The sequence below is a fragment of the Bradyrhizobium sp. McL0615 genome, from assembly GCF_049993905.1.
In the GTDB taxonomy this organism is placed as follows: domain Bacteria; phylum Pseudomonadota; class Alphaproteobacteria; order Rhizobiales; family Xanthobacteraceae; genus Bradyrhizobium.
The window spans coordinates 3,989,577-4,005,709 of record NZ_CP188254.1 but is presented as its reverse complement, the minus strand read 5'-3'; the positions used below and the strand labels follow the sequence as shown (position 1 = coordinate 4,005,709).

12 protein-coding genes and 1 pseudogene are annotated in these 16,133 nt (G+C 62.4%); 7 read left to right on the top strand and 6 right to left on the bottom strand.

Annotated features, from left to right (window positions below):
• Nucleotides 1-17: 17 nt before the first annotated feature.
• Genes ACPPVP_RS18855 through ACPPVP_RS18845 form a run of 3 tightly spaced genes read right to left on the bottom strand, consistent with a single transcriptional unit; the run spans nucleotide 18 to nucleotide 2,672 of the window.
• Nucleotides 18-1,016, bottom strand: a complete 999-nt coding sequence (locus tag ACPPVP_RS18855; RefSeq protein ID WP_426536913.1) for a Bug family tripartite tricarboxylate transporter substrate binding protein — start codon at nucleotides 1,014-1,016, stop codon at nucleotides 18-20.
• Between the two features lie 13 nt (nucleotides 1,017-1,029).
• Complete coding sequence (locus tag ACPPVP_RS18850) at nucleotides 1,030-1,899, bottom strand: amidohydrolase family protein (protein WP_426536911.1); 870 nt, start codon at nucleotides 1,897-1,899, stop codon at nucleotides 1,030-1,032.
• Between the two features lie 47 nt (nucleotides 1,900-1,946).
• A complete protein-coding gene (locus ACPPVP_RS18845) occupies nucleotides 1,947-2,672 on the bottom strand; it encodes a TetR/AcrR family transcriptional regulator (protein ID WP_426536909.1) in 726 nt (241 codons plus the stop codon).
• A gap of 119 nt (nucleotides 2,673-2,791) precedes the next feature.
• Between ACPPVP_RS18845 and ACPPVP_RS18840 the strand changes: the two genes are divergently transcribed.
• The 4 genes from ACPPVP_RS18840 (at nucleotide 2,792) to ACPPVP_RS18825 (ending at nucleotide 8,736) form a co-directional block, all read left to right on the top strand.
• The gene (locus ACPPVP_RS18840) at nucleotides 2,792-3,583 is read left to right on the top strand and encodes a transporter substrate-binding domain-containing protein (protein WP_426536907.1); all 792 of its coding nucleotides are present in this window, start codon (nucleotides 2,792-2,794) and stop codon (nucleotides 3,581-3,583) included.
• A gap of 92 nt (nucleotides 3,584-3,675) precedes the next feature.
• On the top strand, nucleotides 3,676-4,653 hold the full coding sequence (locus ACPPVP_RS18835) for a Bug family tripartite tricarboxylate transporter substrate binding protein (RefSeq protein ID WP_426536905.1): 978 nt from the start codon (nucleotides 3,676-3,678) through the stop codon (nucleotides 4,651-4,653).
• Nucleotides 4,654-4,915: 262 nt separating this feature from the next.
• The gene (locus tag ACPPVP_RS18830; protein ID WP_426536903.1) at nucleotides 4,916-7,333 is read left to right on the top strand and encodes a hypothetical protein; all 2,418 of its coding nucleotides are present in this window, start codon (nucleotides 4,916-4,918) and stop codon (nucleotides 7,331-7,333) included.
• Between the two features lie 11 nt (nucleotides 7,334-7,344).
• Nucleotides 7,345-8,736, top strand: coding sequence for an esterase/lipase family protein (locus ACPPVP_RS18825; RefSeq protein ID WP_426536901.1), 1,392 nt, complete (start codon nucleotides 7,345-7,347; stop codon nucleotides 8,734-8,736).
• Here the strand turns inward: ACPPVP_RS18825 and ACPPVP_RS18820 are convergent.
• From ACPPVP_RS18820 to ACPPVP_RS18810, 3 genes and pseudogenes are all read right to left on the bottom strand, one after another.
• Nucleotides 8,729-9,388 (bottom strand): ABC transporter ATP-binding protein, encoded by a 660-nt coding sequence (locus tag ACPPVP_RS18820; RefSeq protein WP_426536899.1) that lies wholly within the window; start codon nucleotides 9,386-9,388, stop codon nucleotides 8,729-8,731. The genes ACPPVP_RS18825 and ACPPVP_RS18820 overlap by 8 nt on opposite strands.
• A gap of 90 nt (nucleotides 9,389-9,478) precedes the next feature.
• Nucleotides 9,479-10,738, bottom strand: a complete 1,260-nt coding sequence (locus tag ACPPVP_RS18815) for an MFS transporter (RefSeq protein ID WP_426536897.1) — start codon at nucleotides 10,736-10,738, stop codon at nucleotides 9,479-9,481.
• 96 nt (nucleotides 10,739-10,834) lie between these two features.
• Nucleotides 10,835-12,586 (bottom strand): annotated as a pseudogene (locus tag ACPPVP_RS18810) (putative bifunctional diguanylate cyclase/phosphodiesterase); the annotation flags it as partial.
• A 583-nt stretch (nucleotides 12,587-13,169) separates the two neighbouring features.
• Between ACPPVP_RS18810 and ACPPVP_RS18805 the strand changes: the two are divergent.
• From ACPPVP_RS18805 to ACPPVP_RS18795, 3 genes are all read left to right on the top strand, one after another.
• A complete protein-coding gene (locus tag ACPPVP_RS18805; RefSeq protein WP_426536895.1) occupies nucleotides 13,170-14,927 on the top strand; it encodes an ATP-binding protein in 1,758 nt (585 codons plus the stop codon).
• 108 nt (nucleotides 14,928-15,035) lie between these two features.
• The gene (locus tag ACPPVP_RS18800) at nucleotides 15,036-15,620 is read left to right on the top strand and encodes a peroxidase-related enzyme (RefSeq protein ID WP_426536893.1); all 585 of its coding nucleotides are present in this window, start codon (nucleotides 15,036-15,038) and stop codon (nucleotides 15,618-15,620) included.
• 18 nt (nucleotides 15,621-15,638) lie between these two features.
• Entirely contained in the window at nucleotides 15,639-16,133 is a 495-nt protein-coding gene (locus ACPPVP_RS18795) for an MgtC/SapB family protein (protein WP_426536891.1), read from the top strand.

The window sequence follows — 16,133 nt, the reverse complement described above, 5'->3', positions numbered from 1 at the left end:
CCGCACCGGCCGCGTGACTATTGTTTGGTAATTCCCGCCCGCTCGATCACCGCTGCCCATTTATCGATATCAGCCTTCAGCCGGTCGAGGATTTCCTCGGGCGAACTGGCCTTGGCCTCGATGCCGAGATCGAGCGCGCGCTTCTTTAAATCCGGCATGTCGAGCACCTCGCGCAGCGCGGCGTTCAGCGTCCTGATCGCCTCCGGCGGCGTGCCCTTGGGCGCAAATATCGCGTTCCAGGACCGCGCCTCGAAATCGCCACCGCCGGCTTCCTTCACCGTCGGCACCTCGGGCAGGAATGTGGTGCGGACCGTGCCCGAAGACGCCACCGCAATAGCTGCCTTGTCGGCAACATGGGACTGCACCGCGGTGTAATTCTCGATCGCCATCTGGATATCGCCGCGCAACAGCGCGATCAGCACATCGGGCGAACTGCGGAACGGCACGATGGCGACGTCGACACCGGCAGTCGATTTGAACAATTGCGCCGAGAGATTCTGCGTCGACCCGACATTGATGGTGCCGACATTGAGCGCGCCGGGCTTTTCCTTCGCTGACTTGATGAATTCAGCCAGCGTCGGATATCGCGCGCCGGCCTGGGTGACGAAGATGAAATCGAAATAGCCCATGCTCGAAACCGGAACGAAGTCGGTCACCGGATTGAAGCCGAGGCTTTTGAATAGCGATACCGAGATAGCGGTGCCGTTGGAAAACAGCGCCAGCGTATAGCCGTCCGCAGGCGCGGACAGCACGGCGCGCGCGGCGTTGATGCCGCCGGCGCCGGCCATGTTCTCGATGACGAAGCGCTGGCCGAGCTTTTCGCCGAGTTTTTCGGTAACGAGCCGTGCCGTGACGTCGGCAACCCCGCCCGCGCCGAACGGCAGGATCAGCCGCACCGGCCGGGTCGGATAGCTTTGCGCGTCGGCGATCTGCGGCCGCAACAATGCCGCCGCCAGCGCGGCCATCCCGGCGAGCGACGCGCCGCGCCGACTCATTGTGTATCGCTTGTCCGCCATCGCACGCGCTCCTTCAAAACTCGAACAGCCGCGCCGGATTGTCGACCAGTATCTTCTGCTGCAGTTCGGGCTCCGGCGCAAACAGCGGAATCAAATCGACCAGATCGCCGTCATTGGGCATCACCTTCACATTGGGGTGCGGCCAGTCGGTCCCCCAGATCACACGATCAGGCGCGGTCTCGACGATGCGGCGCGCGAACGGCACCGCGTCATGGAACGGCGGTCCGCCCGACGATACCCGCTCGCAGCCGCACACCTTGACCCAGCATTTCTCGTCGCGCTGCATCAGCTCGATCAGCGTCCGGAACGGAAGCTGGTCGAGGCCGTCGGACGCCTTGACGCGTCCCATGTGATCGATGGTGTAGCGCACCGGCAGTTCTGCCAGCATCCCGGCATATTCCGGCAGGTCGATCGCGTCGAAATGCAGGTCGATATGCCAGCCGAGCGGCGCGACCATCGCGACGATGCGGTGGAAGGCGGCCATATCAGGCACCCCGCCGAGATGGCGCACAAAATTGAAGCGGCAACCGCGAAAGCCGCCTTCGTGCAGGTCGCGAAGGCCGCGCTCGGTAATGCTGTCGTCGATATTGGCGACGGCGCGAAAAGTGCCGTTGCTGACCGCGATGGCATCCAGCGCGACCCGGTTGTCGGTGCCGTGCACGCTGGCATTGACAATGACGGCGCGCCCGATCCCGAGCTTCCTGTGCAGCGCCTGGAAATCTTCCAGTGGCGCATCGGGCGGCGTATAGGGCCGTCCCGGCGCGTAGGGGTATTTGTCACCGGGACCGAAGATGTGGGTATGCGCGTCACACGCCAGCGCCGGGAGTTTGAATTTCGGCGTTCGCGTATCGGGATCGGGTCCGGGGATCGTCGGCTTGTGCATGATGCCTTCTGCAGTGTTGGACTCGCGCTAGATAATTTCCGGGAAAACTAGTCGACCGGATTTTCTTTCCGCTTTGCGGCGACGCTTTTTGCGGGTGGCTGGGCCGGCTTCGGTCGGGGGGATGCGCTGTCGATGTGATCGACGTCGGACGCCTGCAACGAGGCGACCGTCGATGCGACGAGTTGCTCGATCGCTTCCGCCATGTCGGCGCCATCGGCTTCGCCGCGGGACAGCCGCGTGACCCGCTCCGGGCTGACGAGGGTATAGTAGAGTGCGCCGAGCAGGAATTGCGACCGCCACACGATCGTCGTCCGCGGCAGATGCGGCAGGCTTTCCTCGATCGCCTCGATAAAGGCGTTGGTGGTGTCGTCGAAGATCTCGGCGATGATGCGCCCCACCACCGCGTTACCTTCGGCCGACATCACGGCGCGCAGCCGCGTGAAGCGTGCCCCGCCGCCGGCAAGGTCGCTGCTCGATGAAAACGCCGGCTGCACATAGGCCCGCGCGATCGCCTCCAGCCGGTCCTGAACGTCGCGCACGCGCCTTGCCGCCACCAGCAATTCGATGCGGCGCTTGTTCATCGGCCCGCAATGGCGCTTGTAGATTTCCAGCAGCAAGCCGTCCTTGCTCTTGAAATGATAGGTGATGCTGCCCGGATTGGCGCCAGCTTCCAGCGCGATGTCGCGGATCGAGACGGCATTGAAGCCGTGCGTCGAGAACAGCAGTTCGGCCGCGCTCAGGATGGCTTCCCGCATGTTGGGATTTCGCGTCATGGCATTTGCTTTCCGCTCTCGACTTTTGTACGTTTGTACAAAATATCAGGTCCAGTCAACAAACATCTGGGTGGCGTGCCGCCCCACGACTGGACGGAATGGCCAGGGAGAGCCGCCGGATGCACCGGATCATCGTTGCGTGTCTAATCGTTGCCGGCGCACTGGCCTGTGGCCCTGCCATCGCGGTCGATCTGGAACCGCGCCTGATACTGGCGCCGTCGGGCACGTTGCGGGCCGGACTCTATCCGGGAACGCCAACCTCGATCCTGCCGGATGCCGGATCGGGCGAGCCGCGCGGCGTCGGCTACGATCTCGGCAAGGAGCTCGCGCGGCGGCTCGGCGTCCCCTTTGAGCCGGTCGTGTTCGCCAAAAACGCCGAAGTCCTCGCCGCCGTCAAAAGTGGAGAGGTCGATGTCGCCTTTACCAATGCGACGGCGGTGCGGGCGCGCGATATGGATTTTGGTCCGCCCTTTCTCGAAATCGAGCTCGGCTATCTCGTCCCGCGCGGGTCCGCGCTGACAGTACCGGCGGAGGTCGATGCGCCGGGGCTGCGCGTCGGCGTCACCACGGGCAGTTCCTCCGACGCCGCCCTTTCGCGCGACTTCAAGCATGCCCAGATCGTTCGCGCCGCCACCTTCGATGTCGCGATCGAGATGATGTCGACCGGCGCGATCAATGCCTACGCGACCAACAAGGCCGCGCTGTTCGAAATGGCTGAGAAATTGCCGGGATCGAAAGTTCTCGAAGGCCGCTGGGGGATCGAGCGGCACGCCATCGCCATTCCCAAAGGACGCGAGCAGGCAATGGCTTTCATCCGCCAGTTCACCAACGAGATGAAGTCGGATGGCGTGGTGGGAGCCGCGATCGCACGCGCCGGATTGCGCGGCGCCACGATGTCGGCTGCGGAATAGCGATGCCCACGCCGCCTCGTCACGTACTGCCACACGCGACGAGGAACGGCGCATGAATTTCTCAAATGATACGGCCAATAAGCAAGGATTTCATGTCCTCACGCAGAGCAATCATCCACGGCATCGCCGCCACCGCCCTGTTTACGCTGGCCGGCACAAACGCTTATGCGGAGACGTTCCCGACCAAGCCCGTGCGCATTTTGGTGCCCTACGCCGCCGGCGGCGCCGTCGACGTGCTGGCGCGCACGCTCGGGCAATCGCTGTCGAAGACCTGGGGACAGCAGCCGGTCATCGAAAATCGTCCGGGCGCCGGCGGCATCATCGCGTCGCAGGCGCTCACGCAATCGGCGCCGGACGGCTACACGCTGATCCTGGTCGCCAGCGGCCATCCGCTGAACCAGTTCTTCTATCCAAAACTGCCCTACGACACCTTCAAGGATTTTACCGCGATCAGCGAGATCGCTTATTCGCCGCTCGCAATCGTGGTGTCTAAAGACAGTCCGGTAAAGAATTTGCAGGAGTTGCTGGCGACGGCGCGCGCAAAGCCGGAGTCTTTATCGTACGGCATGTCCGGCAACGGCACCTCGGCCCATCTCGCCGGCGAGCTTCTCAACTACATGGCCAAGGTGAAGATCCAGTCCATCCCCTATAAGGGCGGCGCCCCGGCGCTGACCGCCGTCATCGCCGGCGAGATTCCGATGAGCGTCAATCCGCTGCCCGAAGTCGTCGGCCAGCTCGAGGGCAATGCGGTGCGCGCGCTTGCGGTGACGACGGCCCAGCGTTCGAAGGCATTGCCCGATGTTCCCACGGTCGCGGAGGCAGGCATCCCCGGCTATGACGCCTCGGTCTGGTGGGGTTTTCTCGGACCCGCCGGCATGGCGCCTGACCTGGTCGCCAGGATCCACGACGACCTTGCCACCGCGCTGAAAGATCCGGTCCTCCTCACTGCGCTGGAAAAGATGGGCGCCACGCCGGTCGGCAGCTCGCCCAAGGATTTCGACGCCTACATGCGCAGTGAGGCCGCGAAATGGGAGCCGGTGCTGAAAGAGGCCAATATCAAGATGCAGTGAGGCGGCGACCGCCGGCCCGCCGCATCGCACCAGCCGACATTCAAGCACCACCAAGCCGACCGAAGGAATGGATAAACCGGGCGCCCGCTTGCTGTGGGACGCCCGCGCCCCTCCGAGCAGCTGCGGCGGCGCTGCGGCGCCAAGCCTCTTTGCCAGACACGAAATTTTTGTTAAAGGTAGCAAACTACTTTAACGTGCATTCATTTTTTACAAGATTTTAGAGGCCCGAAGCCGCCTTCCATATTTGTCGGGAGTTGCCCGAATGGCAAACCGTCCGAGCAAACGCAGCGCGAAGAAGAAGGCTTCGAAGCCCCCCGCTACCCAGACTAACCCAGGCAAAGGGTTCGTCACCATCCGCGCGCAAGGCGGCGTGCTGGTTGCAAGACCGGATCACCCGGAACGACTGCCGCGTCTGGCACAGCAGTGGAACTATATCCTGCGCGGTCGGGCGCGGTGGGCTTCCGACCCGGATCTTCGTTCCACGATCGCCGACCGCGCGAGCGAAGACCTCAACAGCATCGGCGTCCATCGCGACTTCCTCCGGCAACTGGCCCTGGTCGACCGCATCGAAGTCGAATTGCACGACTGGGACCGCAGCGACGCCGACGCAACCCGAATTTACGAAGCCGCGGCCGAATTCCCCTGGGAGTACCTGATCAGCGCCGCGACCCGCAGCGAGGGTCGTTTTCAATCCCTGCTCATTACGCGTCTTTTCCGCAACGGTTCGCCGTCCGTCATTCCACGCCCTCCCGAGCAGGTTCTGTTCGTCGAGAGCGCGCCGGGCCGGCTGAAGGACACATACGTATTCGGCGACGAGGAGGATCGTATCCGGGCGGCGGTGGGAGCGACCGGCCCGTTTGAAGACGACATGCTGATCAAGAAAACGCCGCAGATTACCGAGCTGAGAGAGGAGGTAAAGAAAGACAAGTGGGATGCAATCCACGTCACCGGCATCGATGCGCATCAGGCAGGCTGGTTCGTGAAGGGATTTTACGACGTTTTTCAGAAGGAGAAGCCGGCTATCTGGAAAGACATCTCCACCGCGTCTGGCCGTCTTCTCGATGGAATGGTGCTCCGTGAAGCGGGCGAGAGCGAACGTCCCGTCCGCTACGACGGCCCTGACGGTCTGGCAAATATTCTGGTGAGCTCAAAGAAGCCGCCATACGTCGTTACCTTGAACCTGTTCTATTCCGGAGCCCACACCGCCCGCGAACTGGTCGCCAAGGGCGCCCATGCCGCCCTCGGGTTTCTCGACGAAATCGACGACGAGCTGTGTGAGCTTTTCTTTCAGGCTTTCTATTGGGCGTGGTGCCGGCCGCAAAAGGATAACACTCCCCTCACCATTCCCGAGGCGTTTCAGGCCGCTTGGGAGAAAATGCGGAGCAGTGATCGTCTGCACGGCACCGCCATCGTGATCTGGATGGGGCGAAGCATATTCGATCAGGCGCATACGTCGCGGTCGCCAAAGAACGTCCGGGCGAAAGCGACGGTAAAGACCAAGAAGCTGGCAGTTGAGAAGCAGCGGGAACGCCGCCTTGCCCATCTGGAAAAGCTCAGGAATACCGCAATCGACAAGCTGATCCTGGTCGATCTCGCCGTTGAGGATGAGGTCAATTATTCGTTGTTGCACAATAGCCGGCAACTGCTTTCCAAACTCACCCTGACCAAACTGGTGGATGGTCCGCTCGAGGACATCACCGTACATGTGGAGCTTTACGTCGGCGCCGAGAGCTACCCATATCGACAGACGATCGAGGTGCTCAACGAAGTGCAGCTCGGGCTGGCATCGGAAGTGATGATTCCGTTGACTGCGAGCCTCTCGCGCGCCTTGCGCGAGCGCGTGCAATCGACCGTCTATGTCAAGGTAACCTGCGGGGGACGTACGGCCTGCGAGGAGACCCGGCGCGTGACTCTCATCCCGGTCGATGAGTGGCTCGACGACACCGAGAACAATCCCTGGCTGCCCTCGTTTGTGCTGCCGAGGGATCCGGCGATTCTCAAGATCATCAACTCAGCGCGCCGATACCTGATCGGAATTCTTGACGATCTGGGCGCTGGCTTCGACGGCTACCAGCAGGAGGATCCGGACGTCGTCGACAAGCAAGTGCAGTCGGTATGGACTGCTCTCGTTAGCGAATATCGATTTCAGTATATCAATCCGCCGCCGGCCTATTCAACCAAGACGCAACGTCTGCGCACGCCCAGCGAAATCGTCGGGTCCAACTCGGGCACGTGCATCGATCTTGCGCTGCTGCTCGCATCTTGCCTCGAATATGTCGGCATATATCCAGTCCTCGTTCTGCTGACGGGCCATGCCTTCGTGGGCTATTGGCGATCGGACCAAGTTCATGACGAAGTCTTTGCCACGGTGAAAAAAGTGCCGGCGACGGTGCCGGCCGTGGGAGACAAGGTCGCGCGCGATGTTGGGTTGCCCTACGTCGATCGATACGGATGGCGTCTGACCGCGCTGAATTACGCCGAGGTCATGGCCTATGTGATGTCGGGCGATCTCGTGATGCTGGAGGCCACCTTCCTGACAAATGGCAGCAGTTTCAGCGACGCCAAGACGGAGGGCCGAGCGAACCTGCGCAGCAGGGAAGAGTTCGACAGCCTGCTCGACGTTCAACTTGCCCGCGCCGCATCACCGCCGGTCACCCCTCTTCCGATCATCCACGCGTGACGGAATCGAACATGCCCCAACACATCTTCGAAGATCCCACCAGGTTTCAGCCTCAACTCAAGGCCCTGGAAGACCATAAGGATATCTTCCGAGGCCTTTACGTGGAGTACAACGAAGACGAAGAAACAGTCGGCGGGCTACGACGCCGCCGCCGCCGGGCCGGTAATACGCCGGAGAATCCGATCAAAACCGTCTCGCTGGTGGAAGAGGACGGCGTCCTCTTCTGGCGCGACGGCGTTCCGGCAAGCGGGTCCTCGCTGCGTCGCAAGCGGGCGCGCGCCGGTTTGCCCGCAGCCCCTGACGGCACCCTGGTGCTCGCCAAACAATTTCCGGTGCTCGCCCCGAACAAGGTGACCGCGGGAATCGGCACCATCGACCAGCACCTCAACCCATCGATCCCGACGACCCTCCGTTCGCGATTGCGGCCGTTGCGACGGCTGCCCAACGATAAATTTGTTCTTGATGCGACCGATATCAGAGGGCCATTTACCGGCCGGACGCTGATGTTTGTGCATGGGACATTCTCCAATGCCGACAACATGCTCGGAGAGTTTGTCGCCACGCCGCACGGCAAGGCATTCCTCGATGCGGCTCACAGCGGTGAGCGAAAATATGACAATATTGCATTCTTCGAGCACGCGACGCTCGCGGTAAGTCCGGTCATCAATGCACTCGAGCTCGGACGGTTCATGGCCGGCTCGTCCGGGCAGATCGATGTCATCGCACATAGCCGCGGAGGACTGATCGTCCGCTGGTGGCTGGAGGCCTTCGGGAAGTCGCTTGATCTTTCGCCCGATACCCCGGTGCGCGTGGTTTTTGCCGGTTCGCCGCTGCATGGCACATCGCTGGCGGCACCCGACAAGCTGCAGCATGCCATGAGCCTGTTTTCAAACATCGGCACGTTCGCCGCAGGAACGATGAAGCTCGCCGGTGCCGCCAATCCATTTCTTTGGGTCGCGAGTTCGCTGATTGAGGTGATCGTGTCCGTGACGGGCGCTCTCGCCAACACGGCCCTGCTCGATGCATTGGTTGCGCTGATCCCCGGACTCTCCGGCCAATCGAGGGTCGAGAACAACCATGAACTCAACTTGCTTCGGCTGGGCCCCTGTGCGGTAAGTCCGATGTATTACGTGGTCAAATCGAACTTCGAGACTGACAATCCGGGGTGGATGTTCTGGCAAAACTTCCGCCAGGATCGGATGAAAGATCTTGCTGCCGACATTGTCTTCCCGGGCGCGAACGATCTCGTCGTCGACACGCTTTCAATGACGGAACTCGGCGAGCTCGATTTCCCTCTCAAGGTGCAGGATGTCTGCGACTTCAAGACCTCGAACACCGTCTGGCATTGCAACTACTTTAGGCAGCAGGAAACTGTCACTTTCATTACGACAAAATTCAAGTGATCGCGGGCAGCGACAGCCCCTTCGCATGCTGCCTGAACAGTGCGCGTAATTTTTTGCGCAACGGCATCAGTGCCCGTGAAGCTGCACCCAGCTCACCGGAAGGCGCCACGATATAGGCTTGCACTTCATCCGCAATGACGTGGCGGGCATAACCCGCCTTGGCCAGTTGCTCTTCGAGCGCTGAGGTGTCGTAGCCACCCATCGCCTCGCGCACGGCATGCCGGTAGTCATTATCGATGAAGAACAGCGCGTGAGCGAGTTCATGGGTAAGGGTCCCCTTCTTTCCGTCGTCGTAAGTTCCGATGACGTAGAAGCGTCCCTGCAGATTTCTGAATAGCCCGAGCAGCCGCTTTTCCTTGCGGGTCAGCGGATCGAATTTGCCCTCGTAGAAGGGCTGGAAGGCCGTCGAAGGTACGTTGAAGCCCGACCAGTCCTGAAAGTAGCTAAAGGCGCCGTTCTCGGCGACGTACCAGTCCATATACTGTTCGAGCGTGAATATCCGGCCGTGAAACTGCGGCGACTCGTAATGCTCCTGCACGCGCAGGAACGTCGACGTCAGTTCATACTGGGTCTTGAACCGAAGCAGATAGATGCCGTCGGCGACCTTGTGCCTCGTGATTCCAGTCTTCCGGTGCGGTGTACGTTTCGCCATGGCCGGTCCCGAGCCTGCCACGGACCAGGTGCGCTCGCAATCGGAAGTTCCCCTTTGGTCGACCGGCCCGCGTGATCCGAGGCCGTCTGCCTACCTCGCATTCGCCGGCGCGTGCACGTGCCAGAGGTCGGCGCGCCAGTGCAGGATGACTGCCAGCATCAGCGCCAGGCCGGCCACCGCATAGAGTGTTCCAGTCGCTGCGAATCCGATCTCGTCGATCAGGCTGCCGGCAGCCAACAGGCCGATCGGCAGGCCATAGATCACCATCATGCGTACCCCCATCACCCGGCCGCGGAAATTTTCGCTCGCGGTCCGCATCAGGATGACGGCGATCGAGATCATGGCGAGGCTTTGCGAGAAGCCCGCCACCACCAGGCACGCAACCGCGGTTGGCACCGTCTGCATCTGCACGAAGATCAGCAAGGTCGCGTACCAGACGACGGTGGCGCCGATCATCAGCCGCGCCACCCTGATATCGCGGATCAGGCTCAACACGATCGAACCGGCCAGCGAGCCGATCGCAAAACTCGCCGATAGATATCCAAGCCCGGTCTGGTTGGTGCCGTAAATCGCCCTGGCGATGTAGGGCAGCAGGCCATTGGTGAGCGGATACGCCGTCAGGTTGGCGAGGAACGCCACCCAGAGCGCGGCCTGCATCCGCGGCGTGGTCCAGACATAGGCCACGCCCTCCCTGAGGTCGCGCAGCGGCGAGCGCTGCAACGCCTCGCTGGCAGCCTCGCCCGCCGCGTGCGGCCTTGCCGGGGCCACGATGCACAGCGTCAGCACGGTCGCCGTAATATAAAGACAGACGATCGCCACATAGGCCGGGCCCATGCCGAGCGCGGCAAACAATCCGGCGCCGCTCAGCGCGCCGGCGATGCGCGCGGTATCCATCGTGGTGCGCGAGATGCTGATCGCCCCGATCAACTGGCCATGTGGCATGATGGTCGCGACCAAAGCGCCGCGCACGCCCAGATCGGACGGCCGGACGATGCCCATCACGGCCGCGATCATGAACACATAGAGCGGCGCAAGGTGGCCGGACAACGCCAGCGCCATGAGTACGACCGCCAGCACCGCGTAGGTCGTGCGCATCATCGCCAGCAGATCGCGATGACCGATCCGGTCGCCGACAACGCCGAACATCGGCGCTACCAGCGTACCGACATAGCCGAGCGAGGCAAACAAGGTAAGCAGCAGGACGGATCCGGTCTCGACCAGCACGTACCAGCCGAGAATGAGCGTTTCCATCTCGAACGCCCACGAGGTGATCAGATCAGCCGGCCATTGAAAGCGGTAATTCCTGACACGGAATGGTGCGAGCGCGGAAGGCGGCCCCGGCTCGCTCAAGATGCGTTGTCGCGATTCATCGCGGTCCACCCTGCCCTGTTTCTTGTTATGCAGAACTGGATAGCAAGCCGCGCCGGGTGTTTCAAGCAGCCGGCTTCAAGCAGCCGACATGGCCCTGCCGCGGTGCGAGAGCAACAGCCGCCTGACATCTGCGGCCGGTATCGCGGGGCTGAACAGATAGCCCTGCATCTCGGTGCAGCCGAGGATGTAGAGCAGATTCCGCTGCTGCTCGGTTTCGACACCCTCCGCCGTGGTCGTCATGTCGCTGGCGGCCGCGATGTTCACCACGGCCTGGACGATGGACGAGGATGCGCCGGCGCCAGCGATATCCCTGATGAAGGAGCGATCGATCTTGATCTTGTCGAACGGGAAACGCTGCAGGTAGCTGAGCGAGGAATATCCGGTGCCGAAATCGTCCAGCGCGATCCGAACGCCCAGCTCGCGCAGCTGGTGCAGCATGTCGAGCGCCGCCTCGTCGTCGCGAATGAGCACGGCCTCGGTGATCTCGAGCTCCAGCCTGCTGGCCGGAAGGCCGCAAGCCGCGAGCGCCGCCGCCACGTTCAACGCCAGCGACGGGCTCCTGAACTGCACCGGCGAGACGTTGACCGCAACGCGCACATGATCCGGCCAGGTGGTGGCCTCGGCGCAGGCGGTATTGAGCACCCACAGGCCGAGCTGGTTGATCAGACCGCTGTCTTCCGCGATCGGAATGAATTCCGCCGGCGAAATCATGCCGCGTTCGGGATGCCGCCACCGCAGCAGCGCCTCGCAGGATGAAACCTTGTCGTCTTCGATATTGACCACCGGCTGATAGTAGATCTCGAGGATGCCGTCGCTGATCGCCTGACGCAGCTCGAGCTCCAGGCTTCGCCGCGCCCTGGCGCGCTGATCCATGCCGGCCTCGAAGAAGCGATAGGTTCGCCGTCCGTCGCCCTTGGCGCCGTAAAGCGCAAGGTCCGCATTCTTCAACAACTGATCGAGGTCTACTCCGTCGCCGGGGGCCAGCGCGATCCCGATGCTGGCATCGGTGGTGATCAGATGCCCCATGCATTCCAACGGCTGCCTGATCGCCGAATGGATTTCATCCACGAGCCGGGTGGTTTCCGCCCGGTCCTTGATAGCGATCTGAATGACGGCGAACTCATCGCCGCCGAGCCGGGCCGCCACGTCGGTTTCTTTAAGGCAACCGCGCAGGCGCTCGGCGACGCCCTTGAGCAGTTCGTCGCCGATCGGATGGCCGAGCGCGTCGTTGACGCTCTTGAACTCGTCGATGTCGATATAGAGCACCGCCAGTTGCTCGCCGGGCTGTATCGCCTTGAGCGACTGTTCCAGCCGCTCGCGGAACAGGATCCGGTTCGGCAGGTCGGTCAACCCGTCGTAATGCGCCAGATGCGCGATCTTCTCGTCGGCGCGCTTGCGCTCGGTGACGTCCTCGATGGTCGCGACCCACCCGCCGCTCCTCAGCGGCCGGTTGATGATCTCGATCGCCCGGCCACCCGGGGCTTCCGTGAGCTGCCGCGTTGCCTTGCCGAGCGACACTGTTTGGATGATCGCATTGCAAAATTCATCGACGTCGCCATCGAACGATCCGGTTTCCTTCCGGTGGGCGATCAGCCGCTGCATGGTGCAGCCGGGCCTGGCCACGTCAGGCGATAGTCCGAACATGTCTAGATAGGGCTGGTTGCAAATGATGATCCGCGCGGATGCATCATAGAGAACAAGGCCTTGCGGGATGTTGTTGACGGCAATCGAGAGCTGGCGCCGCTCGGCCGCCAGCCGCTGATCGGTCAAGCGATCGCGCCTCACCAGCAGACCGGCGATCACGGCCAGGACGGCGACGAGCGCAAGCAGCACGCGTTCGCGAAGGCTCCACGTCGCCTGGTCGGCTGCAATCACCGCCGCGAGCAGGATCCCGCACACCACAAGCAGTTTGACCGTTCTGCTTCCTTGCGCAGAACCGACCGAACCGCCCGACATTTGACGACCACCCTCGTTACTCACCCGATCTGCCTTTGGAATGCGACAGGATTCCGTGCAATGGAACTCAGACCGCTGATCGTGCGCCCCGCGATAGTGTTACGCAGCACTGATGGAAGTCGCGTTACAACTCGCGGTTAGCAATCGGTTACCTTCCACACGTGCTGGCCTCAATCCGCGATCCGGCATTGGAGGTTACCGGGATGCCCCGTCCGGCCGACGCTGTCGTGCGAGATGGTAAACGGATGATTAATCCAGAGCCGCTGTCGGGCGCGTCGGGAAATGCAAGAAAGCCTCTATTTTCAAGCGCAAACTGACACGCGACGGCGCTGACGGGACTCCGCTGCAAAAACGAATCCTGACCGAGATGCCACAGATTTAGCTGATACGAACTCCCACCTGTTTAACCGTTTCGCTAGTCGGGGCTGCCCATAATGGGGCCAGACTCCAATTCATGAGATCCAACACCGTGACATCCTTCGGACGTGTGATTTCCGTGCGCGGCTCCCTCGCCCGGGTCGGACTTCTGGCACCGGGCCAGATACCTGTCTCCGAAGCCCGCGCCACTGTCGGGCGCTTCATCAGCATTCGTTGCGCCGCGGCCACCACCATCATTGCGATGATCACCGAGGTGTCGTGCGAGAACCAGTTGAGCTCCGATGAATACATGGCGACCGCATCGGTCGACCTGCTCGGCGAAATTTCCGGCGGCGAGCGTCCCAAATTCCAGCGCGGCGTCACCAATTATCCGACCATCGGCGATGCCGTCGATCTCGTCACCGCAGAGGACCTTCGCACCGTCTACGCACCGAGCGGATCGGACCAGATCAATGTCGGCACCCTGCAGCAGGACCGCTCGGTGATCGCCTATGTCGACGTCGAGGAGATGCTTTCCAAGCACTTCGCCGTGCTCGGCTCCACCGGCGTCGGCAAATCGACCAGCGTATCGCTGCTGCTCAACGAGATTCTCAAGGCGCGGCCGAACCTGCGGGTATTCCTGCTCGACGTCCACAACGAGTATGGCCGCTGCTTCGGCGATCGCTCGCTGGTGCTCAACCCGCGCAACCTCAAATTGCCGTTCTGGCTGTTCAATTTCGAGGAAATCGTCGACGTCCTGTTCGGCGGCCGCCCTGGCGTTCCGGAAGAACTCGACGTTCTCGCCGAAATCATTCCGATGGCGAAGGGCCTCTACACCCAGTACCAGAACTCCGACCGGCTCGGTCTCAAGCGCTTGGAGCCCAAGTCGGGCGGCTACACCGTCGATACGCCGGTGCCGTACCGCCTGTCTGATCTGATTTCGCTGATCGATGAGCGGATGGGCAAGCTGGAGAACCGCTCCTCGCGCATCGTCTATCACAAGCTGATTTCGCGCATCGAGACCGTGCGCAACGATCCCCGCTACACCTTCATGTTCGACAATGCCAATGTCGGCGGCGACACCATGGCGGAAGTCATCAGTCACCTGTTCCGCCTGCCTGCCAACGGCCGGCCGATGACCATCATGCAGCTCGCCGGCTTCCCCGCCGAAGTCGTCGATTCCGTGGTGTCGGTGCTGTGCCGCATGGCGTTCGATTTCGGCCTGTGGAGCGACGGCGTTTCGCCGCTGCTGTTCGTTTGCGAAGAGGCACACCGCTACGCCGCCGCCGACCGCAACATCGGCTTCGGCCCGACCCGGAAAGCCGTTTCGCGCATTGCCAAGGAAGGCCGTAAATACGGCGTCTTTCTCGGCCTCGTCACCCAGCGTCCGGCAGAACTCGACGCCACCATTATCTCCCAGTGCAACACGCTGTTTGCGATGCGGCTTGCCAACGACCGCGACCAGGCGCTGCTGCGCTCGGCGGTTTCCGACGCCGCCGCGAACCTGTTGTCGTTCGTGCCCTCGCTCGGCACCCGCGAAGTGCTGGCCTTCGGCGAAGGTGTGGCGCTGCCGACACGCCTGCGCTTCAAGGAGGTTCCGGTCCACCAGCTGCCGCGCAGCGAAGCCACCATCGCGTCGGTGCCGTCGGTCTCGGCCGGCCATGACATGCACTTCGTCTCGGCCGTGCTGGAGCGCTGGCGCGGCGCTACCTCGAACCGCGACGTGCCGAGCGATCCCGGCATCAACGACCGGCCCGCCGCCCGCGTCATGACGCCGGTGGAAGCGCCGATGCTGCAGCCCTCGATGGGGCTCGACCCCGACCGGTTCTCGCTGCTGAAGAAGCCGTTGCGCTGACGGCCGCACGGTTTGCGTGATTTGCTTGCGCGAGCCGGTATCCACTTCGCCGCAAAAAGCTATATGGTCCCGGTAACGCCGCCTTGCGGCCCCAGCCGGAACCCTTTCATGAGCAAGCCCGCGCCCACACGATTTCAACCGCCCGCCATCGACAGGCTGCCGGAGGACATCCGCACCCGGATCCTCGCGGTGCAGGAAAAATCCGGCTTCGTCCCGAACGTCTTCCTGACGCTGGCTTACCGCCCGGACGAATTTCGCGCCTTCTTTGCCTATCATGACGCACTGATGGAAAAGGACAGCGGGCTGACCAAGGCCGAGCGCGAGATGATCGTGGTGGCGACGTCCGCCGCCAACCAGTGCCATTACTGCGTGATTGCCCATGGCGCGATCCTGCGCATCCGGGCCAAGAACCCCGTCATCGCCGACCAGATCGCCGTCAACTACCGCAAGGCCGACATCACGCCGCGGCAGCGCGCCATGCTCGACTTCGCCATGAAGGTGAGCCAGCAGGCCAACACGGTTTCGGAGACGGATTTTGCGGAAATTGCCGGCCATGGCTTTTCCGAAGACGACATCTGGGATATCGCAGCGATCGCGGCCTTCTTTGCGCTGTCGAACCGGCTGGCCAACGTCACCGCGATGCGCCCGAACGACGAATTCTACATGATGGGGCGGCTGCCGAAACAGGGCTGAGCCCGGAGGTCTCCCGCATTGCTGGACTGGAGCGAAATCATACTGCGTCTTGGCGTCGCCACGCTCGCGGGCGGGCTGATCGGCCTCAATCGCGATCTGCACGGCAAGCCGATCGGCTTGAAGACGCTGGCGCTGGTCAGCCTTGCGACGGCCATGCTGCTGGTGCTGGTCCATACGGACGAGGCCAAGATCGTCTCGGATGCCGGCAGCCGGGTGATGCAGGGAATCCTGACCGGAATCGGCTTTCTCGGCGCAGGCGTCATTGTCCACGCGGGGCGTCATTTCAGGGTTCGCGGGCTCACCAGTGCCGCCTGCACCTGGCTGGCGGCCTGCATCGGAATTGTCTGCGGCCTTGGACAGTGGCGCGTGGTGATCATCGCACTGGCGATAACATTCGCGGTCCTGACCGTCGGTGGCCGGACGGAACGCTGGCTGCACAAGAGGCTTGGCGGCAAGGACGGGACCGGGCAGGATCAGCCGGCTGACTCCTTCTCGGACAAACTACCGACATAG